This window comes from Rivularia sp. UHCC 0363, assembly GCF_034931125.1.
In the GTDB taxonomy this organism is placed as follows: domain Bacteria; phylum Cyanobacteriota; class Cyanobacteriia; order Cyanobacteriales; family Nostocaceae; genus Rivularia.
Window position 1 is genome coordinate 16,324 of the sequence record NZ_JAYGHM010000060.1, and the last position, 21,555, is coordinate 37,878.

The following is a 21,555-nucleotide window of genomic DNA, read 5'->3' on the forward strand; positions in this document are numbered from 1 at the left end:
AATATTGAAATATACACTTCGTAATTTAGTTTGGTTTAAAGAAAACTCATTACCAATAGATAAAAGGTAAGTAAGATGACAAGTATATAATTTCCCCAAAGTTTTTCTTTATCTTCTACTGATTCAGCTTCAGAATCATCATTACGATCCAAAAACTCTTGAAAATGATTTTTTAGTTGGTTCGGTTCAACATTATCAACATTTTGTTTTATCCCTCCTATTTCACAGTCTATTTCTGAAAGTTGTTTTTGTAAATCTTGAATCTCGCGTTTAATATGTTGTATTTGATATAGCTTAGTGGGTAAATATTGAGATTGTGTTTTCATATTATGCTCCTCAAGGATTATAGGTTGAAAAGTCTCAGTTTGAGATGAAACCTTTTGGGCAAATTTGGAATTTTCTATAACTCAATATGTGGTTTTTCATTTTGTATAAGCACAACAAAGCTTATGATTTGAGAATAACCGTTAAATGTGAGATTCTTGTGAGGATATACTTTCATATTGATTAAATACCCGAATAAGTAGGTTGGCGTTGAAAATTGTAATGCCGGATAAGGCAGTAGGCAGTGGGCAGCTTTGCTGTAGGGGTAAGGATTTAAAGCTAATTTACCCAACCGTTACATAGTTCTTTTTATTTCTGCCAACTTACTTACTTGATTTCAAATTGCTGTAAAAAGACTTTCAGTTGCCATTACAATCTGCTTACATTATTTTTTTAATTAATTTTTTATGTGTAGAAATCTACCGCTCACATATACACATATCTATGACCTCAATGCGTACATTCTATGAATGCAAGATGCGGTATGATAATATCAATTTACAGGGGTAGAAAACCCTAATGGTTTATTAGAAGATATGTTGCAAGATCAATTGGAATCTCCTTATCATGAACTGTCTGTTCTGTCGGTTATTGAAAAATTCAATAGCAATTTAGAAGCAGGTTTAACGGCAGAGGAAGTTGCTATTCGCTACGAAACATATGGGTGGAATCAACTACCCATAAAACCTGGAAAACCTGCTTGGCTAAGATTTTTATTACAGTTTAATCAACCGCTCCTCTATATTTTATTAGTTGCAGGCGCTGTCAAAGCATTTTTGGGTTCTTGGACTAATGCAGCCGTAATTTGGGGGGTGACAGTGATCAATGCAACAATCGGCTACGTGCAGGAAGCTAAAGCAGAAGGTGCGATCGCCTCTCTTGCAAAAGCCGTGACCACAGAAACCACGGTTCTGCGAGAAGGTCAAACGCTACGGATCGCGTCACAGGATTTAGTACCGGGAGATGTGGTACTGCTGGCATCGGGAGATAAAGTTCCAGCGGACTTGAGACTGCTAAAAACTCGCGATTTACAGGTTGATGAATCTGCTTTAACGGGGGAATCATTGCCAGTGGAAAAATCCGTTCAACCTTTACCAAAGGATACCCCCCTCGCAGAGCGGATTAATATGTCCTACGCGGGGACTTTTGTCACCTTTGGGCAGGGTACGGGGATTGTTATCGCTACGGCAGATGCTACAGAAGTTGGGCAGATTTCTCAATCAATGGAGCGACGAGTTAGCCTCAGCACCCCGCTAACCCGTAAGTTTGAGAAGTTCAGTCGCACCCTGCTTTACGTAATCTTAACTCTGGCAACCCTGACTTTCGCTATCGGATTGGGACAGGGTGAATCCTGGATTTATATGTTTGAAGCTGCTGTTGCTTTGGCAGTCAGTGCGATTCCAGAGGGATTGCCAGCAGTAGTTACCATCACCTTAGCGATTGGTGTCAACCGCATGGCTCGTCGTAATTCGATTATTCGTAAACTTCCAGCAGTTGAAACCCTCGGTAGTGCTACCGTAATTTGTTCTGACAAAACCGGAACACTGACGGAAAACCAAATGACGGTACAGGCTATTTGCGCTGGGGGACAGCATTATCTGGTTAGCGGAAGTGGTTATAGTCCCAAAGGTGATATTGGTATAGCTCGCAACGGCAAACTAGAAAGTCCGCTTGAGGATGGTTTACCTTCTGTTCTACAGGAATGCTTGATAGCCGGGGTACTTTGCAATGATTCCCAATTAAAGCAAACCGGAGAAAATTGGTCGGTCGTGGGCGATCCTACCGAAGGGGCATTAATCGCGGCTGCGGCTAAAGCCGATTTGAGCCAGTCTGGGCTAGCAGCTTCAAAACCACGATTAGATTCGATACCTTTTGAATCTCAGTATCAATACATGGCGACTTTGCATGATGTTCATCCCCGAACAATTTACGTTAAGGGGTCGGTTGAAGCATTGTTAAGCCGTTGTTCTAGCATGATGGATCTACAAGGTCAGTCTATTGCTTTGGAGCAGTCAGAAATTGAGCAAGCGGTGGAAGCGATAACGGAGGGAGGATTGCGAGTACTAGCTTTTGCTCGAAAAATAGTCGGTTCTCATCAGCATTCGATAGATCATGAGGATATTGCAACGGGGTTAGTATTTTTGGGATTACAAGGCATGATTGACCCGCCCCGTCCAGAGGCGATCGCTGCCGTCCACGCCTGTCAATCTGCCGGAATTAATGTAAAAATGATTACCGGAGACCACATAGCGACCGCTCGGGCAATTGCTCAACGCATGGGTATCCAAAAGACAGAGCAAGTACTGGCATTTGAAGGACGACAGTTAGCAAAGATGGAAAATTCCCAACTTGCTCAAACTGTTGAAGATGGAGACGTATTTGCTAGAGTAGCTCCGGCTCAAAAGCTGCAATTAGTAGCAGCATTGCAGTCAAAAGGAGAAGTCGTTGCTATGACCGGAGATGGAGTGAATGATGCTCCAGCCTTAAAACAAGCCGATATTGGTATTGCAATGGGGAAAGGTGGAACTGAAGTAGCGCGAGAAGCAGCTGATATGCTGCTCACCGATGATAACTTTGCCTCGATTGAAGCAGCAGTGGAAGAAGGACGCACCGTTTATCAAAACCTGAGAAAAGCAATTGCGTTTCTTTTGCCAGTCAATGGTGGTGAATCTATGACCATTTTAATTAGCGCTTTGTTAGCAAGAGATTTACCGATTCTTTCGCTACAAGTACTTTGGTTAAACATGATTAATTCCCTCACCATGACTGTTCCCCTAGCCTTTGAACCCAAATCAAACGGTTTAATGCAGGAGCCTCCACGCAATCCGAAAGAACCCTTAATTACGGGTAAATTATTACGCCGAATTTTAATAGTTTCACTATTTAATTGGATTTTGATTTTTGGCATATTTGAATGGGCAAAATCCACATATGGAGATATTACAGTTGCTCGCACGATGGCAATTCAAGCCCTCGTTGCTGCTCGTATCATTTATCTTCTGAGCATCAGTCAATTGGGGATTAGCTTGCTCAAATATATAGGTAGAAAATCAACATCCGTTACAAATGCACCAATTTTGATTGTGGGTATCCTTGGTGCTGTTATTTTACAAATCATATTTAGCCAGTGGAACGTTATGAACCTGCTGTTTCAAACAGCACCACTAAACCTGAATCAATGGCTAATTTGCTTGCTACCAATGTTACCGATGGTACCGTTGGCAATATTTATCAACTTTATCAACCGACCTCAAACAAAATCCGTCAATCATCGCTGACCATTTTTGAATTCAAAAAGCTATGATTCCAAACGGTAAACCAGATAATTGCAAAACGGAATTACTGCCTTCCCTGCATAAGATTACCGACAAAAAACTGGCTCTATATGCTCTTAGCATAAAGGAAAGAGATAAGGTTAAAAGTACTGTCTTGGAGACCTACAGCATATGTTTTTGTCAAAGGTAGTACTGCAATACTATCAGAGATTGCTAACCGCTTCCTTAACGGGTATATGTGGCTTGTTATGGATTTTATCTTGTGATTTCTTGTATGAACAAAAGGCTGTAAGTCAAAGCCTAAAATTGTACAAAATAATTTAAAAAATAGATATTTTATCAGTTTTTTCCCAAGGCAATTCTAAGTCCATTCTGCCCATATGTCCGTATGTAGCTAGCTGTTGATAAAATTTACCTTGATTGAGAGACGGTAATAATCTTAGATTAAACTGACGAATAATTCCTGCTAAACGAAAATCAAAATGCTGTTGAAGTTGCTCAATTATTTTTTCTTCAGCAACTTTACCCGTATCAAAAGTTTCTACTTCAATACTTACTGGTCTAGCTTGCCCAATGGTATAACTAAGCTGTACTTCACATTCATCTGCTAAATTGGCTGCTACTATATTTTTGGCTGCGTAACGGGCAGCATATGCAGCTACTCGATCGATTCGGAGTGGATCTTTACCGCTAAGGGCTGCACCACTGTGTTTAGCATATTCCCCATAAGTATCGATCGCATTTTTTCTCCCAGTTAAACCGGAATGGCTTGCTGGACCACCAGGAGAATCGATACCATCGGGGTTAATAAAAATACGGGTGTCGCTATCGGGTTGAATATTCTCTTGGGTAAAAGCAGGCTTGATGACAGTTTCATAAATATCCTTTTCAAGTTGTTTGAGATCGGGTATTGATGGATCGTCTTGGCTGGCAACAATCGTAATACTATGGATTCGATAGGGACGGCGATCGCAATATTCTACTCCTACCTGAGTTTTACCATCTGGAGCAAGGTAAGGTAATATTTTTTTCTGTCTTACTTTATCCAACTGTCTTGCTAGTTTGTGTGCCAGCCAAATTGGTAAGGGTATTAAACCCTCGGTTTGATTGCAAGCAAAACCAAACAAGGTGACTTGGTTTTTAACGGTAATTAGCTCGATTTGTGAATCTGAAAGTTGTTGTTCGTCAAATTTTTTTTCTTTACTTGCTGGTAATTCTTCTAAACTGGTTAAAATGCTACAGGTTTTATTATTAAATGACGCTTGATTATAACCTACATCTTCAATGACTCGGCGGGCAACATTGGTAAAATCAACATTGGCATTTGGTTCAAAACGAGCGGAAAGAAAGACAATACCCGTTGATACAGCACATTCAGTAATAATACGTGAATAGGGGTCTTGTTCCAGCAGACGGTCTACAATGGCATCGCTAATGCGATCGCACAGCTTATCTGGATGTCCTTGAGTAACTGATTCCGAGGTGAACATGAAATTTTTTTTCATGGTTGTTATTAATGGGTAGGGGCTATTTGTCTCTACTACTTTTTATAGTTTCGTTGATTACTAAAGGTAGACCTGTGCTGCTGGCAATTACTAACCAATCAAAGGGGTCAAGAGGTGCGAGTTGCAATAGATTGCCTAATCCTGGAATAAACACGGGTAAAAGCTGCAAGGCTGCGGAACCGACTACTGCACCATCCACATAGGGATTATCGGGTAGTTTTTCGCGGTCGAAGATGCTATGGGTTTCCGAACGACAGCTAACCGTATGCAACACTTGTGCCAAAGTTAGGCTCATAAACAAGATTGTGTTTGCTTGGGGTTTTTGTCCATACTTGAGTAAACCGTAACTATAAGCACTCAGCGCACTAGCGGAAATTACTCCCGATTCTACGGCAATACGTTCAAAGTCAGACCGTTTGATAATCGGTTCGTCGGGGTCACGGGGAGGGCGGTTTAAGACTTCTGGTTCTGGTGGTTCCATTGCTAAACCCAGTCCTGGAAAAATATCCGAGACTAAATTCAGCCACAGCAATTGCATGGTATTGAAGGGTTCTCCCAGTCCTAAAGCAGTGGTGGCTGTTGTGACTATAATTTCGCTGAGATTAGTAGAAAGTAAGAAATGCACGGACTTTCTGATGTTACTATAAATGGTTCTCCCCCGACTAACGGCATTAATCATCGTTTCGAGTCGGTCATCTTCAATAACTACATCAGCAACTTCCCTAACTACATCGGCTTTACCCGAACCCATTGCTATTCCCACGTTAGCTGCTTTTAAAGCGGGAGTATCGTTAATACCATCCCCAGTCATCGCAACGATTTTACCTTTTGCCTGTAATGCTTGGACGATTTGCAGTTTGTCGGCAGGACTAACACGAGCAAAGACATCTACCTTTTCGCAAAGAGCCTGTAACTTTTCTGACCCAAGTTGGGCGAGATCGGAAGAATCGAGAATTTCTAATTGGCGATCACGATTGAGATGTAATTCTTTGGCGATCGCATAAGCTGTAGGACTTTGATCTCCGGTAATCATTACTGTATCGATTCCTGCCTGATGGAATTGTTCCATTAGCTCGGCTACCCCTTCGCGGATTGGGTCTGCCATTCCAGTTAAACCAAGCCAAATTAGGTCGCGTTCGGGGTTTTCATCGAGATTATCGACGTAAGCATAAGCAACTCCTAACACCCGCAGTGCTTTACCCGCCATGCGTTCGTTTTCTAAACCTAAAGCTTGTTTATCTTCTTCTGTTATACTTGCGACCTCACCATTTTTACTTACACAGGTGCAGATTTTTAATACTTCTTCGGGACTGCCTTTAACCGCTACTAACATTTGTTCCCCTTCGGTTTTATGAACCGTGGTCATAATATTGCGGCTTTCGGTGCGGGGATAAGTTTTAATTAAAGGATGTTTGGCTTTGAAATCTGGAATATCCATTTCCGCAGCCATTGCCATGTAAATTAAGGCATTTTCAGTAGCAGAACCTTTTACCTCGTATTTTCCATCTTCCCCCGTAATTACCTCGGATTCGCTACAAAGAACTACTACCTGTAGCAGTTTGGATAAAGCTTTAGATTCCGATGGATTAAATTCTGTATCATCTTTGATGAAGCGATTGCCAGATAATTTAATCACGCCAATACCAATATGCACCTCGGCAACCATCATTTGATTTTGGGTAATCGTTCCCGTTTTATCCAAACAAATAGTTTGAACCGAACCCAGTGCTTCTACCGCATTTAAACCACGAATGAGAATATGACGCTTTCTCATGTCGCGCATTCCCAAGGCTAGAGTAGTAGTAGCAATGGTAGGTAAACCTTCGGGTACTGAAGCCACAGCTAAGGAAATAGCAGTTTTCAGCATCGGTAAAAAACTATAGCCCCGCAGTAAACCAAGAGCAAAAGTAAATCCGCAGACTCCGCTACAGAGCAAAACCAACTGGGAGCCAACTTCGTCTAATTGTTTTTGCAGGGGAGTAAGGCTTGCTTCTGCTTCACTAACCATCCCCTGGATTTTTCCCATTTCGGTAAATTTGCCCGTCGCGATTACTACAGCTTTTCCTTTGCCTCCCGTGACAAAGGTTCCTTTGTAAACCATATTGGTACGTTCTCCCAAAGGAATTTTCTCACCTTTAAGAGTTTCCGTGTTTTTACTAACGGCAATACTTTCTCCTGTTAAAGCTGATTCATCTACACTTAAATTATTAGTTTCGATGAGGCGGGCATCGGCAGCGACATAACTGTTATTCTCGATCTGGAGAATGTCTCCAACAACGATTGTTTCTATTTCTATTTGCTGCTGTTTGCCATCTCTAATAACTAAAGCTGATGGTTTTTCATCGCTTTGTAGGGAATTAATAATTTTTTCTGACTGGCTTTCAGTGGTATAGCCAATCACAGAATTGATCGATACTACTCCTGCGATCGCCACTGCATCGACGAATCCCCCAGTAACTAGCGAAATTACCGAAGCTACGCCTAGTAAAGCTACGGGAAGAGATTCAAACTGGGCGACAAATATGCTCCAGTCAGAACGTGTTTTTGATTTAATAAGGGCATTTCTACCGTATCGTTCTAGATTTTGACTAACAGTATCGTTATCTAATCCAAAATCTTTAGAAGTTGAGAATTTTTCTAAAACTAAATCTAAATCTAGTAAATGCCAATTTTCTGTAGCTTGTTCTTCTCTTTCAATGGCTTTTTGGTTTGCTTTTCCTTGAGAACGCGATTCCTGCCCAAGTTGTTGGTAGGTAGAAATGCTTCTTTCAATTAGAGTCGCAATTTCCACAAAAGATTTATCGGGTTTAAATTTAACCAATAAATTGCCCGTCAAAGAGCTAGCCGTGACCTTGATTATTTCTGCTTTTTGGGAAAGCGATCGCTCTAAATATTTTTGCAGAGATGCTGAACGATACAGTTCTCGAACATGATATCTCGCCCTTCCTTTAATAGCAGTATGTATTGCTTGTACCACAATTTCTACTTTACGTTTATGCTACAACAAACTACTAATCGTTATCGTTAGTAATTTCATTTTTATTTGACAACTCGACTGGAGTTAAAGCAGGTCTTTCTTCGCCAAGCGATTGCGACTTGGATTCTGGATGATTGAGCTTGTTAAAGCTATCAAAGGCATACCAAGCTAAATTGTACCAGGGAATTTTATCTAGTTGCGGTCCTTGAGTTATCAGTTGACCTAAAGCTAGAGTTCCCAAACCCAAAGGCATCAATAACCGTAAATCCACATAGCCATTAGTAAGCGAGCCAACTTGGTAATTCAAGTCTGACACAGCATCAAGCATTTCCCCCGCCACTTCTGATGTTCCTTCAGAGACATGAGCGCAATATCTCGAAGAACGCGGACGAAGAGGTTCTGAATCTGACTCTAACTGTTGCTCTTGGTCTAATTCTGCCTGTGCTTCTGCAAAAACATCTTCAAATCGCTCTTTCGCATCGGCTACTGCTTCTTTACACCTTTGGGAAAAAGCGATCGCTTCTTTAATAGTCTTTTTAGCTAATGGCTGATTAATTCCTATAGCGAGGGGCAGCACCACTGGTGCAAGCATAACTGCGGTTAGCCCTTCAATGATTTCTGATACTTCTATCTCATCCCAATTAAATTCTGCTGTCATTTTTTTTGCTGCCGATAGTCGCTTCTATAGATTAACTCTTTGTATACAAATTATTCTTCTTTCTTTAGACAGGTACAAGTAAAAACAATCAAGCCCCAATATATAAAAATAGATAAAATTCTATGGATTAATTAAGAAAGGGGTTAAACACCTCGTCCTCAAACAAAACAATCACTTAGTTGAAAACGATACTTTAGTAATATCGCAGTTTTAGTAGAGTATAAAACAAATATGAGATTGTTGTGAGGATATACTTTCATATTTTCTCAAAACCCGAATGCTGAATCTAAAATTTTTGCACTCGGTACTTAAAGCTTCCTCACAATTTACTCACATTATTTTTTTACATTAAGAGCAAAGCTAATTGAACTCCGAAATTAATTTGTTGAAATGAGTCAGATAAAGACTGGGAGATAATTATGAAAAACTTAATTCGCGGCTTAGCATTACTTAGTTTAATGCTCATTATAAGCTTGATAATCCTTGCTATCCCTCAACCAGTATCGGGTATACAAGCACTAGCATCTGAATTACCCGAAGTTGGTTTACAAAAATCATGTGCTGAATTTGGTGCCAAAATTGATTTAAATAATGCTAATATTATTGCCTTTCAAGATTGCAAAGGTTTTTATCCAAATCTGGCAAAAATGATTGTTCAGCACAGTCCTTATGAAAAAGTTGAAGATGTTTTAGAAATCCCAGAATTGAGCGAACGTCAAAAAGAACTACTGAAGTCCGAATTAGTGAATTTTGAAGTAAAACCGCCAGTGATGAGGACAGAAATGAGAATGCCTCCTAGACCTGCTCTGCGAAAATGATGATACTACTCGGATCTTTCTACAGGTAAACAGCAAAGAAATGTTACTTTTCGCTTTGTAAAGCCGTACTTGTAGGAGACAATAAAGATATAGGCAGCTATTAGTTATAAAAACTTCAAATCTTACTACAAAGCTGCTATGGAGGTGAAACCATGTTTGACATTTCTGTAATTGATGTCATTAAATACACGACCCTAAGACTTAGCATACTAATTGTATTGGTATTGCTAGCATTGGCTTTAACTACTATCCCAGCGTTTTGAAAAATCACCGGGGCTTGATTCATGACGACTCATGAATATTACAACAACTACATTTAGATTGGCGATCGCCCTTGCAGTAGGTTTAATTATCGGCATGGAACGCGGTTGGCAAAGTCGAGACACTCCCCAAGGTTCTCGGACTGCGGGAGTGAGAAGCTTTGCTTTCGTCGGGCTTTTTGGTGGGTTGTCGGCACTCGCTTCGGATAAGCTTGGCGCAATTATTTTAGCAGTAACGTTTTTGGGGCTGGTATTGATAGTGGCTTTTTCCTATCGAATCAGCGCCAAAGGTTCTCAAGATTTCGGCATCACCACAGAACTATCTTTGCTGATTACCTTTATTTTAGGAGCATTGACGGGGATTGGGCTGGAAGGGGAAGCAGTTGCCAGTGCTGTAGTTGTAGCTGCATTATTAGGATATAAGCAGGAAATCCACTCTATTCTCAATCAACTAGAAAGGCGGGAATTGATTGCTACACTGCAACTATTGATAGTGGCAGCTGTAGCGCTTCCTCTACTCCCAAACCGTAATATTGGTCCTTGGGAAGCACTCAATCCCAGAACAATTGGCTGGATGGTACTGTTAATTGCAGGTATTTCCTATATTGGCTACTTTGCAATGCGAATTGTTGGTAGTCGCGTTGGTTTGTTAGCAACTGCGGTAATTGGCGGATTAGTTTCATCAACTGCGGTGACGCTCGCTTATGCAAAAATAGCGCGGAAAGAACAGGATAACTTGGCTTTACTGGGTGCGGGAATTTCCCTTGCAGCGGGTATTATGGCTGTAAGGTTGTTGATTGAAGTAGGAATTGTTAATCCTGCTTTGGTACCCTTACTAATAATTCCAGTTGGATTGCTGGCAATTGTTCCTCTGGTTGCAGCAGTAATAATCGCAATTAGAACGACTCAAAATATATCGTCAGCAGAAGTGAAGTTGAAAAATCCTGTTGAGTTAGGAGCGGCTTTTGGTTTCGCTGCGGTTTTGAGCGTTTTGTTTGTGCTTGTACGTGCTGCTCAAAGCTTCTTGGGAGATACTGGCATCTATATACTTTCTGCAATATCTGGAATTGCGGATGTAGACACGGTGAGTTTATCTTTAGCACAAGCGACTCGGGAAAACTTATCGCTTGAGATTGCTGCAACAGGAATTTTAATTGCTGCAATGGTAAATACCTTATTCAAAGCCATACTGGCAACATTTATTGGTGGATGGTTGCTGGGTAGGTGGTGTGCAACGATTCTATTGAGCGCTTTGAGCTTGAGTTTAATTGCGGCATTTTTCATTCATTATCAGTAAAGAGGGGTGGAAGGTTGCAAATAACTACATAATAAATGTATTTACAGTTTTTTCCGGCATCGCTTTATTAAGCGGTTCTATCCCCTTTAAACAAAGCAAGAATTAAGCGGTAAGTAAGTCGGCGTTAAAAAAATCAAGGTATGTCATTGCGAGTGGAACGTTCACTGAAAGTTTTCCCGTTCACCGCAAGGTGTCCCGTAGGGAAGGGTAGTGAAACGAAGCATATGCCCTATCGGGCAAGCTGCGCTAACGCAAGGGTTTGATTGTTCTTTACATTCTGTTACACAGTTAGGTTTATTCGAGCTAACCTACTTATTGTTTCATAGAAGATGTATGTAAAATGAACGTTAGCAAATCGCTCGGAAACAAAACAATTATTGTTGCAGTGATTGATGGTACAAAGGCACGGTTTTTAACTTTGGAATTAGAAGAATTACCCGATGATGATTTCGGTCTAAATTTGATTGAACGCGAAGCTTTGTCTAATCCGGCTAAGAAACTTGCTGGTCAAGAACTTTGGGCAAATATTAAGACAGGACGCAATCGGGGTGCAGGTCATCAAGCACACTCCTGTGACGACCACCGTCAAAACCACATAGTTGAATTTGAACGACGCTTTGCCCAAAATATCTCGGATCGCATTGTTAGCTTAATTCGGGTTTATCAAACTAGGCATTTACTTTTGATTGCCGAACCCCAAATTTTAGGCTTGATCCGAGAAGCCCTGATACCTATACTGCCTAAAAATTTAGAATTAACTGAATTGGCGAAAGACTTGTGCCAATTTAAAGCAAAAGAACTTCATGAGTATCTTGCCGATAAGGAATTATTGCCAGTACGCAAAAATTTCTCTCCAAGATAGTAGGCATCTCCAGAAAAGATTTAGAAACCACACATTATTTAAACGTAAACGTGAGTCCCCCTTTCCCGGAACAAGGAACTGGGGAAAGGGGGTTTTAAAGTCTCTGGGCTGGGGCTGAAAATAAATTAGATTTTGCTTTCATTATGATTACAAATGCACCACCAAAAGTTATTTTTAAAATCCAAGAAATTACTAAAGTTTACCGTATGGGTGAGGTGGAAGTAACAGCGCTAAACTCTGTTAACTTAAGTCTTTACGAAGGGGAATTAGTCGTTTTATTAGGTCCTTCCGGAAGTGGTAAGTCAACTTTACTCAATATTATCGGTGGCTTAGATATACCTTCGAGCGGTCATGTTTTCTTTCATCAACGAGATTTAACTCACGCTAACTATAATGTACTGACTCGCTTTCGTCGCGAATGCGTCGGGTTTATTTTCCAATTTTATAATCTCACAAGATTTGTTTATGCAATTCGCGGTACGGGGGATATTTTTCCCGATGACCAACGTTTTGGCGTATTGTGGATGGGACGGGAAGTTTAGGCTACCTAAATTTAGAGGCAGTAATGAGTTAATCAGTTTGATTTGAGTAAGCATATTATTACCTAGTAGTCTGTCACATTAACTTTGCAGGTTGGGTGAGGGAGTAGGTTTGGGAGGAGTAGTGGAAATAAAATTACCCTGCAAACTTCCCTTGGTCAAGTACTAGATATGCGGCGGTGTCGCCGAATTTCGACGACACCGATGACAGGACATTTTATTTTGCGTGACTGTTCAGTCTGTGAGACTCATCAGAAATCTAACGAGTCTATCATTTATTACAACTACGATACTTGATGTGATAAATTAAACCACCACGACGTGCAAGGTCAAAGGAGTCAACACTTGCCATTCCTCGTCCACTAGCAGTCATAGAACTATTCACGCGCATATTCAAGCTATCACCGCAACGTGACCAGCTAGATGCCATTAATTGATCTCGAACACTGTATTCTTGTTCACCACGGAGACTTCTATTAAAAACAGGTCCCCGTCCACCAGCAAAGAAGTACTCTGCTCTGAGTCTTCCAGTTGTGCTAGGAGCGACATAGCCTCGATAATCAGCATCGAAGAGAGAAACTTGATAGCCTGAAGGCACTTTAATCGGAATTGTTAAGTTACAGGTTTTACGTCTTTCTCTTGTGTTATTTGCGAAGGCTGTATACTTGTCAAATAGAATACTTAGCTCTTGACCATCGGGACTAACAACCACGCTAGCAGACCGATCGGGACAACCGCTACCACCGTAACCGGCACCTACTATTTCAACTTTTGGTGCTGCAAGAGCAGGTGCAATCGAAGCAGCTATTATTGTCGCTGTAGCCGCAAAAGCTGCGGCAAAATTAATTGATGTTTTATGACCATTTTTAGTTTTCATATGTTACCTCCTAAAAAAGATAAGGCAGGAGGCAGATATTCAAAGGGATATTGAATGAGATAAATAATTTTTTTCATTCATCGCGGGAGCTTTTCCACGCCTAGCAGGACGCTCTCAACTAGCAAATTTTATACGCAACCTTTTGATTGATGTAGAATCTTCATCGAATCGGAGCGTAGCGAGCTTACCCCTATTTTCTGTTCTTATCTTACTTCCTCCCTATGTAAACTCTTGTTTACTCTTAATTTCTAACTTTTATTCTATAGTAACGATCAAATTTGAAGAACTTGTGAGGAAATCTACGCTGTTCGCAAAAAACAGGATTTTTTTGATAATTATCGCTTATATTGTCTCTGTTTTAAGTAGAACCGTACTAATAATATCAACCACTTCCTCACAAGTTCCTCAAGTTTTCCTTTTAATCTCAAGATTGTTGCAGAATCTTTCTAATAGTTTTCTACTCCAGCCCGCATTGAAATGAAAATGCAATATTCTCCCAAAATGGAAGGATTTGGTAAATATGGAAGGATTTGGTAAATATGGATGCAAAAACAACAGAAGTAAAGCAAATTGCGGCTCAATTATCGGCTGTTATGATTGCTAATCCCCATCTTTGTCCGACCTTCAGTGACAAAATGGCAAGAGGGCAAAAAGAACAAGAGACTGAGGAGAACTTGGATTAAATGACAAATTCTCTACAAATTAATCAAAAAGTAATTGTTGCTAGACAAGATTTGCAAAAATTACTGGATGTATTGGCTCAACAAGAGTATCAATTAATTAGTCCCACTATAAAAGAAGCCGCAATTGTCTACGATGAAGTGTCTAAAGTAGAAGACTTACCCATCGGATGGACTGATAAGCAAGATGGTGGAACTTACCGCTTAGAGCAACGAGATGATAAAGCCGTTTTTGGTTATTCTGTAGGACCTCATTCTTGGAAGAAATATTTATTTCCTCCTCGGGTGCGTTTGTGGTCAGCACAACGTCAAGGTCAGGATATTCAAGTTACCCCAGAAACTCCCGAATCAACAAAAAGGGCTTTGATTGGAGTTCGTGCTTGTGAGTTGAGTGCGATCGCAATTCAAGATAAGGTGTTTATTGATGGCGAAGCTGTTGAACCCCATTACCAAGCAAGTCGGGATAATGTCTTTATAATTGCTGTTAACTGCGCTCAAGCTGGGGGGACGTGTTTTTGTGTATCAATGCAAACGGGACCAAAGGCAACTCAGGGATTTGATTTAGCTTTAACAGAGGTTTTAGAACCCGAAAGTCACTATTTTGTAGTCGAAGTTGGTACTGAGGCAGGCGCAAAAGTACTTAGTCAAGTATCCCATACAGCAGCTACTAATGAAGAACAGGTAACGGCAGATGAAATTATTGCCCAGACTGCACAAAGTATGGGACGACAACTAGATACAGCAGGTATCAAGGAACTGCTTTACGAAAATCTAGAACATCCCCAGTGGGATGATGTTGCCTCACGCTGTCTTACCTGCGGCAACTGTACCTTAGTTTGCCCTACCTGCTTTTGCTCCACCGTAGAAGATGTGACTGATTTAACCGGCGACCATGCAGAACGATGGCGAGAGTGGGACTCTTGTTTCACTATCGATTTTTCCTATCTGCGGGGGGGAAGCGTAAGAAACAGTGTTAAATCCCGCTATCGTCAGTGGATGACCCACAAATTAGCGAGTTGGATTGACCAATTCGGGACTTCAGGATGCGTTGGTTGCGGACGTTGTATTACTTGGTGTCCCGTAGCAATTGATATTACACAAGAAGTGAAGGCAATTAAAGAAGGTAGTTAATTAGATTTATATCAAAAAAGGAATGTGGATAAAATAAAATACATTCACTAAGGTGCTGTTAGCCTTCTTCGTAATGCACCATTCCCAGCTAAATCAAAATAGCAAGTGATTAAATTTGCGTTTCTAAATATTAAACTGGAATATCAACCACTTCCTCACAAGTTACTCAAATTTTTCAAACTTCAAAAGAAGTAGAAACTGTTGGAGAAGATAAATGCCACTATCAACTTTAGAACCATTATTAAAAGAACATGGTTTCTTTCAAGGATTAAAACCAGAATACATCCAGCTTTTGGTTGAATGTGCGTCAAACACCAGGTTTGAAGCAGGAGAGATGATTTTCCAACGCGGTGAGGAAGCAAATCGATTTTACCTAATTAGAAATGGTAGAGTCTCCATAGAAATTAGTTCTCCTGGAAAGCAAGCAATAACTATTAAAACCCTCGCAGACCATGATGTGCTGGGATGGTCTTGGCTTTACCCACCTTACGAATGGCAATTTGATTCACGAGCGCTAGAATTAACGCGGGCGATCGCACTAGATGGGCGCTGTTTGCGTGGTAAATGCGACAATGACCCAGAACTGGGTTACGAAATGATGAAACGCTTTTCCTTCATCATGTTAGAAAGTCTCCAAGCCACCCGGTTACAACTTTTAGACCTCTACGGTTTACCAGAAGGGAAGTTGTTATGACCACCTTTAGAAGTAAAGACAACAAGGTAGAATTAACTTCTCCCTCTCCTCCTGCCATCAACCCAATGGTACCGAAAATTTACCGAGTCAAGCGGACGCATAAAGAAACCCATGATACTTTCACTTTAGATTTAGAACCAGCACAAAATAAAGAACCATTTATCTTTGTACCCGGTCAATTTAATATGCTCTACGCTTTTGGTACCGGAGAATGTGCTATTTCGATCAGCGGTAATCCCGAAGAACCGGATAAATTACAACATACAACCCGCATTGTGGGAACCGTTACCACTGCCTTAAGTAGACTTAGACCCGGTGACACAATGGGGATACGGGGACCTTTTGGTAGTTGCTGGCCGCTACAGGTAGCTGAGGGTAATGATGTGGTATTGGTAGCTGGGGGAATTGGCTTAGCACCGCTACGACCGGCGATATATCATATACTTACAAATCGGCAAAAATACGGTAAAGTCGTCCTACTTTTTGGAACTCGTACCCCTGAAGATATACCCTTTCACCGTGAATTGAAAGCATGGAAATCTCGTCTTGATATGGAAGTATTGGTCACAGTTGACCGCGCTCAAGCAGGTTGGCAGGGAAATGTAGGGGTTGTAACGCATTTGATACGTAGAGCGCCCTTTGACCGACTTAATACCACAGCAATCATGTGCGGACCGGAAGTGATGATGCAGTTTACGATTGCAGAGTTATTAAAACGCGGTGTCAGCCCAGAAAGTATTTATATTTCAATGGAACGGAATATGAAGTGTGCTGTTGGGTTTTGCGGACATTGCCAACTTGGACCTACTTTTATTTGCAAAGATGGCCCCGTTTTTAGGTACGACAAAATGAAGTTTTGGTTTGAACAAAGGGAGTTTTAAGAATTGTGAATTTAAGACTGTAATCTTTAATAGTTCTATATAACTAGAACGTAGCAATTTTAGGTAACTTAAATAGTCTTTAGTTAGTATTTCTTGGCAATATGCATGGTAAATATCACCATGAATATTGGTTGACTTGTGCTATTTCATATTTTTGCAGTTGCTATCCAAAGATTCAAAAACTACGGATAATTCAAGCTCATAAACAGACTTTTACAAAAATCTCTTTAAACAGCTATTTGAAAAAAAATTAGCCTTCAAATTAGTCAATATTCTGTAATAATAGTTACAGTTTATCCTAAATATAAATTAATGATGCTTACACAGCAAAATTTATTTAAGAAAGAAAAATTGCAAATAAAGGCGATTCAAAATTTTCAGGAACTTGAATTACATATAGATGGTTGGAATCAATTGGCTTTTGCAGCACCTCAACAGTTACCAATGTCTTCTTATGCTTGGGTTTCATCCTATTTTGAACACTATTTATCAGATGATGAATCCTGGGTTTGTTTATTTGCTTACGATCAAAATGAACTTGTGGGTGTGATGCCGTTGGTTGTGAAGTCACGCCGTTTATTTGGATTCAATTTTGCTTTATTAGGTATCCGTAAGTCTACACAAACTTGTTCGATTGATGTATTAGCTAAACAAGGTGAGGAAAATACAGTTATTCCAGCGATGATTGATGCGGCGATCGCAAATTATCCTCATCAAATAGGTTTTATTTTTGACAGATTACCAGAAAATTCACCAACAATTGATGTTTTAGAAAATTTATCGGGTTTTACTCTTATTAAAGAATTTGATAGTGTGGGAGCTTTTTTAAAAATTGCCGATAATTTTGGAGAATATCGAGCCAGTTTGGGCGGTAATTTTAGAAGCAATCTGAATAAAGCCTCTAAAAAACTGCATAAATTATCAAACGTGAAAATTAGTTTTCTGAATGGACAAGCAACAGATGAATACTTAACTCAATTGATGGAAGTAGAAGCAAAAAGTTGGAAAAAAGATGAAGGTACAGCGATCAGCGATAGTCCAACAGATGTGAAATTCTTTCAAAATCTTACCCAGCGACTATCAGCAGCAGGTTTTTTAGAATGGCAAATACTAGAAGCTGAGGGTAAAACAATTGCCATTAACTTCGCAGTTCGCTTGAAACGTTTAATTTTAATTTGGAAGCTAAGTTACGATCCGAGCTACTCGAAATGTTCTCCCGGTAGTATCCTGTTGGAGCAAGCGGTGAAATTAGCATATGAGTCTGAGGATATTGACGAAATTAATTTAATGACTGACCATTCCTGGTATGACAGTTGGAAAATGGAAAAACGCCGGTATTATAATCTCAAACTATATCAAAACAAGCCAATTCCCTTTTTGCTTGGATATTTGACTACATCTATACGGCAAAAATTACGCTCATATAAACATAACCTTCTAAATAAGTCCCGTTAATTAAGTACGTCATAAAATTGCTAGGTTTAAGATGGGGAGCATAGTCCTTTTCTTGTAGGGTGCTGTGACACTTTGACTGATTTTTAACGTGGTAATAAGGTTTTCGTGTCACGCACCAACCAGAATATTGTGACAATCGCGGCTATTCCTGGCTTCAAAACTTTAATATTAATTAATAGCATCAAAGTTTTAGTTGCGAAATGGCATTGTGCAAAACTTCGCTGGATTTTTTTAATTGTTTTAACTCGGTTTCTGTAAGGGTCAAATTCAGCTTTCTATCAACACCACGACGATTGATAACTGTGGGAAGACTCAAACAAACATCTTTAATACCATAAAAATCTTCTACCAAACTGCTAACAGTGAATATGCGATTTTGGTCGCGCAAAATAGCTTTGACAATATCGGTTACTCCCAAACCAATTGCATAGGAAGTTGCACCTTTACGTTTAATGATTTCCTGACCTGCTTTTTTGACTTGTTCAAAGATTTGATCTAAAAATTCTTGTTGTGCGGTTGTACTTTTTTCTAAACCTCCCTCACACAGATGCATCCCAGAAATATTTACTTTACTCCATACAGGAACCTCACTATCACCATGTTCGCCGATAATGTATGCATGAAGATTACGTGAATCTAACTGTAATTTTTCTGCTAATAAGTAGCGAAAACGAGCAGTGTCTAAAACTGTTCCCGAACCAATAACTGAGGTATTAGGTAAGCCAGACAACTGTAATGAAATATAAGTCATTACATCTACTGGATTGGTAACAATCAGTAGAATTGCATCAGGACAATGCTTTACCACCTCTGGAATTAAGTTTTTAAATAATTCTGAATTGCGCTGCATCAAGTCTAAACGAGTTTCGCCAGTCAGCCGTTTTGAACCAGCTGTGATAATTACAACATCAGCATTATCGGCAATACCGTCAGCTAATGAACCGGCTTTGATTACAGTTGGTTCAAGAAACGGCGAACCATGCAACAAATCCATAACTTCACCTTCCAACTTTTTCTGGTTAATATCAACCAGTACTAATTCATCTAAAGTATTTTGAATTAGCAGGGAATAGGCACAAGCTAATCCTACTTGACCTGCACCAATAATTACACCCTTACGCGGACGAAGTTTTGAAATGGTTTTTTCTGTAGCATCTGATGGAAATGTGAAAAATTGTTGCATTATCTAGAAATTTGGTTTGGTTTATGAATCAGTTATATTTAATGGCTTTTTTCACTAATTACAAGCAATAATTTATCTAATATCACAGGTTAGGGAAATATGTTGAGGAACTTGTGAAGACGCGGTAGACTAATTTTTAACGAAATAATCAGTTTTTGTGTCACACACTAACCAGGGTATTGTGGCAATCGCGTAAGTCCTGAATAAGCTGTTACGCACTTAGTTTGTATAATACTAGCGAGCAAGATGCATCTCCTTACGGACACGCTGCGCTACCGCACTACAATGCTTTCATTTTTTCGCATTATATAATTTAGCTGCACATCAGCTTATAATTCATTGCTTAATTCAGTAATAATAAAAAATCTAATAGTAGCCCGATATTTCTGAAAATTACTACAGGGAATGTTCTTCACAAAATCCTCATATTCTTTCTCTATAAACGTAGATGCCGCAACCAAGAGTTTTTATGAACAAAAAACCTAAGTTAGCAGTATGGAAATTTGCTTCTTGTGATGGTTGTCAATTAAGTTTGCTTGACTGTGAAGATGAATTACTGACATTGGCAGGGGAAGTTGAAATTGCCAATTTTCTCGAAGCTTCCAGCGCTGTTGTCAAAGGACCTTACAATTTATCTTTAGTAGAAGGTTCGATTACTACACCCCACGATGAGGAACGCATTCACCAAGTACGAAGAGTATCAAAACATCTCGTCACCATTGGTGCTTGTGCAACATCTGGGGGTATTCAGGCATTGCGTAATTTTAAGAATGTTAAAGAATTCACTTCTATTGTTTACGCATCCCCAGAATATATTGAAACATTAAATAAATCTACTGCGATCGCCGACCATGTGTTTGTTGATTTTGAGTTACGGGGTTGTCCGATTAACAAGTACCAATTATTAGAGGTAATTAGCGCGTTTTTACATCACCGCAAACCCAATGTTCCACAATACAGCGTCTGCATGGAGTGTAAGCGTCGAGGTACTGTCTGCGTCATGGTTGCCCAAGGTATACCCTGCCTCGGACCTGTAACCCAAGCTGGTTGCGGGGCAATTTGTCCAGCATATAACCGGGGTTGTTATGGTTGTTATGGGCCTGCTGAAACTCCTAATACTGCATCCTTGAGTAGCTGGTGGAAGCGCTTAGGTGTAAGTGAAGCCGATTTAGTACGCAGTTACCGCACTTACAACGCTTACGCAGAAGCTTTTCGTAAAGAAAGTGAGTCTCATGATTCACCGTTGGCTTAAATCAAATATCAATATGGAAGAAATTGGCACCTATGAGGAGCGAAGATTCCCTGAATTTCGCAATCCAACACTTGACACGCTGGACTTTGGGCAAACAAAACACCATATCCCCCTCTTGTTTGAAGTTGACGTAACCAAAACTCGCGAGTCTATCCGTGAGTTTAAAGCGAGAACTGGCGAAGGACTGTCCTTTACAGGTTACGTTATTAAGTGCATTGCTCAGGCAGTCAGCGAACACAAATATATTCACGCGATGCGAAAGGGAAAAAAGCAACTCATTCTTTTTGATGATGTGGATATTTCCCTTGTGATCGAAAGGCGTTTAGTTGATCGTCGTGATGACTTGGAAACCCTACCAATGCCCTATATAATTAGGCAAGCGAACAAGAAAACGGTTAAAGAAATTCATACGGAAATCCGCACAGCCCAAAAAGAATTGCTGACATCAGGACAAGTCCAACTAGGGGCGCATCAAAATATCAATCTAACTAAGATTTTCACGTTAATGCCAAGGTTTATGAGAAACTTGCTGGTTTGGCGGCGATTGGCTACAGATCCCTTTTTTGCCAAGAAAACTATGGGAACGGTCGCTGTAACATCAATAGGCAGCGCTGCCAAATATAGCGGCTATGGGTGGGGGATTCCGATCGGCATCCATCCTTTAATTTTTGCCTTGGGCAGCATTGCTAGAAAACCAGGGGTGATTGGCGACGCGATCGCAATCCGAGAATATTTGAGCATGACGATTCTATTCGATCATGATGTGACTGATGGTGCGCCTGCATTTCGCTTTTCTCAGCAGTTAATTAAATTGATTGAGGAGGGCTATGGTCTTGATGAATAAGGCAAAATACTTACTACCACTGCTTGATTAACGATTAATGAAC

The 21,555-nt window shown here is 40.2% G+C and carries 18 protein-coding genes; 12 read left to right on the plus strand and 6 right to left on the minus strand.

Annotation, left to right across the window (positions count from 1 at the left end; translation table 11 throughout):
• Window positions 1–35: 35 nt before the first annotated feature.
• Window positions 36–326, minus strand: a complete 291-nt coding sequence (locus tag VB797_RS26580; protein WP_323240768.1) for a hypothetical protein — start codon at window positions 324–326, stop codon at window positions 36–38.
• Between the two features lie 534 nt (window positions 327–860).
• On the opposite strand from VB797_RS26580, the gene VB797_RS26585 reads away from it, so the two are divergent.
• The gene (locus VB797_RS26585) at window positions 861–3,602 is read left to right on the plus strand and encodes a cation-transporting P-type ATPase (RefSeq protein ID WP_323240769.1); all 2,742 of its coding nucleotides are present in this window, start codon (window positions 861–863) and stop codon (window positions 3,600–3,602) included.
• A gap of 317 nt (window positions 3,603–3,919) precedes the next feature.
• Here the strand turns inward: VB797_RS26585 and metK are convergent, their stop codons facing one another.
• Genes metK through VB797_RS26600 form a run of 3 tightly spaced genes read right to left on the minus strand, consistent with a single transcriptional unit; the run spans window position 3,920 to window position 8,739 of the window.
• Complete coding sequence (metK, locus tag VB797_RS26590; RefSeq protein ID WP_323240770.1) at window positions 3,920–5,104, minus strand: methionine adenosyltransferase; 1,185 nt, start codon at window positions 5,102–5,104, stop codon at window positions 3,920–3,922.
• Between the two features lie 22 nt (window positions 5,105–5,126).
• Window positions 5,127–8,081: an HAD-IC family P-type ATPase gene (locus tag VB797_RS26595; protein WP_323240771.1), complete on the minus strand. Its 2,955-nt coding sequence runs from the start codon at window positions 8,079–8,081 to the stop codon at window positions 5,127–5,129.
• 34 nt (window positions 8,082–8,115) lie between these two features.
• Window positions 8,116–8,739: a DUF5132 domain-containing protein gene (locus VB797_RS26600; RefSeq protein ID WP_323240772.1), complete on the minus strand. Its 624-nt coding sequence runs from the start codon at window positions 8,737–8,739 to the stop codon at window positions 8,116–8,118.
• A gap of 419 nt (window positions 8,740–9,158) precedes the next feature.
• On the opposite strand from VB797_RS26600, the gene psbU reads away from it, so the two are divergent.
• From psbU to VB797_RS26620, 4 genes are all read left to right on the plus strand, one after another.
• Complete coding sequence (gene psbU / locus VB797_RS26605; protein ID WP_323240773.1) at window positions 9,159–9,557, plus strand: photosystem II complex extrinsic protein PsbU; 399 nt, start codon at window positions 9,159–9,161, stop codon at window positions 9,555–9,557.
• A gap of 294 nt (window positions 9,558–9,851) precedes the next feature.
• Entirely contained in the window at window positions 9,852–11,114 is a 1,263-nt protein-coding gene (locus VB797_RS26610) for an MgtC/SapB family protein (protein WP_323240774.1), read from the plus strand.
• Between the two features lie 340 nt (window positions 11,115–11,454).
• Window positions 11,455–11,976 (plus strand): host attachment protein, encoded by a 522-nt coding sequence (locus VB797_RS26615; RefSeq protein ID WP_323240775.1) that lies wholly within the window; start codon window positions 11,455–11,457, stop codon window positions 11,974–11,976.
• Between the two features lie 143 nt (window positions 11,977–12,119).
• Window positions 12,120–12,518 (plus strand): ATP-binding cassette domain-containing protein, encoded by a 399-nt coding sequence (locus tag VB797_RS26620; protein WP_323240776.1) that lies wholly within the window; start codon window positions 12,120–12,122, stop codon window positions 12,516–12,518.
• Between the two features lie 268 nt (window positions 12,519–12,786).
• Here VB797_RS26620 and VB797_RS26625 read toward each other — a convergent pair whose 3' ends face one another.
• Complete coding sequence (locus VB797_RS26625) at window positions 12,787–13,392, minus strand: DUF4360 domain-containing protein (protein ID WP_323240777.1); 606 nt, start codon at window positions 13,390–13,392, stop codon at window positions 12,787–12,789.
• A 539-nt stretch (window positions 13,393–13,931) separates the two neighbouring features.
• Between VB797_RS26625 and VB797_RS26630 the strand changes: the two genes are divergently transcribed.
• The 5 genes from VB797_RS26630 to VB797_RS26650 all read left to right on the plus strand — a co-directional run bounded on the left by VB797_RS26630 (window position 13,932) and on the right by VB797_RS26650 (window position 18,233).
• Window positions 13,932–14,075: a hypothetical protein gene (locus VB797_RS26630; RefSeq protein ID WP_323240778.1), complete on the plus strand. Its 144-nt coding sequence runs from the start codon at window positions 13,932–13,934 to the stop codon at window positions 14,073–14,075.
• Window positions 14,076–15,203 (plus strand): 4Fe-4S dicluster domain-containing protein, encoded by a 1,128-nt coding sequence (locus VB797_RS26635; RefSeq protein WP_323240779.1) that lies wholly within the window; start codon window positions 14,076–14,078, stop codon window positions 15,201–15,203. It begins immediately after the preceding gene.
• Window positions 15,204–15,417: 214 nt separating this feature from the next.
• On the plus strand, window positions 15,418–15,897 hold the full coding sequence (locus tag VB797_RS26640; RefSeq protein WP_323240780.1) for a cyclic nucleotide-binding domain-containing protein: 480 nt from the start codon (window positions 15,418–15,420) through the stop codon (window positions 15,895–15,897).
• On the plus strand, window positions 15,894–16,778 hold the full coding sequence (locus VB797_RS26645) for an FAD/NAD(P)-binding protein (RefSeq protein ID WP_323240781.1): 885 nt from the start codon (window positions 15,894–15,896) through the stop codon (window positions 16,776–16,778). Before VB797_RS26640 ends, VB797_RS26645 begins: the two co-directional genes overlap by 4 nt.
• Before the next feature lie 312 nt (window positions 16,779–17,090).
• Complete coding sequence (locus VB797_RS26650) at window positions 17,091–18,233, plus strand: GNAT family N-acetyltransferase (protein WP_323240782.1); 1,143 nt, start codon at window positions 17,091–17,093, stop codon at window positions 18,231–18,233.
• A gap of 181 nt (window positions 18,234–18,414) precedes the next feature.
• Here VB797_RS26650 and VB797_RS26655 read toward each other — a convergent pair whose 3' ends face one another.
• Window positions 18,415–19,416, minus strand: a complete 1,002-nt coding sequence (locus VB797_RS26655) for an L-lactate dehydrogenase (protein ID WP_323240783.1) — start codon at window positions 19,414–19,416, stop codon at window positions 18,415–18,417.
• Window positions 19,417–19,885: 469 nt separating this feature from the next.
• Here VB797_RS26655 and VB797_RS26660 point away from each other — a divergent pair, with 469 nt between their 5' ends.
• Both VB797_RS26660 and VB797_RS26665 read left to right on the plus strand, forming a co-directional pair.
• Window positions 19,886–20,668, plus strand: coding sequence for a hypothetical protein (locus tag VB797_RS26660; protein ID WP_323240784.1), 783 nt, complete (start codon window positions 19,886–19,888; stop codon window positions 20,666–20,668).
• Window positions 20,649–21,512: a 2-oxo acid dehydrogenase subunit E2 gene (locus VB797_RS26665; protein ID WP_323240785.1), complete on the plus strand. Its 864-nt coding sequence runs from the start codon at window positions 20,649–20,651 to the stop codon at window positions 21,510–21,512. The genes VB797_RS26660 and VB797_RS26665 overlap by 20 nt, the downstream gene beginning before the upstream one ends.
• Window positions 21,513–21,555: the final 43 nt, after the last annotated feature.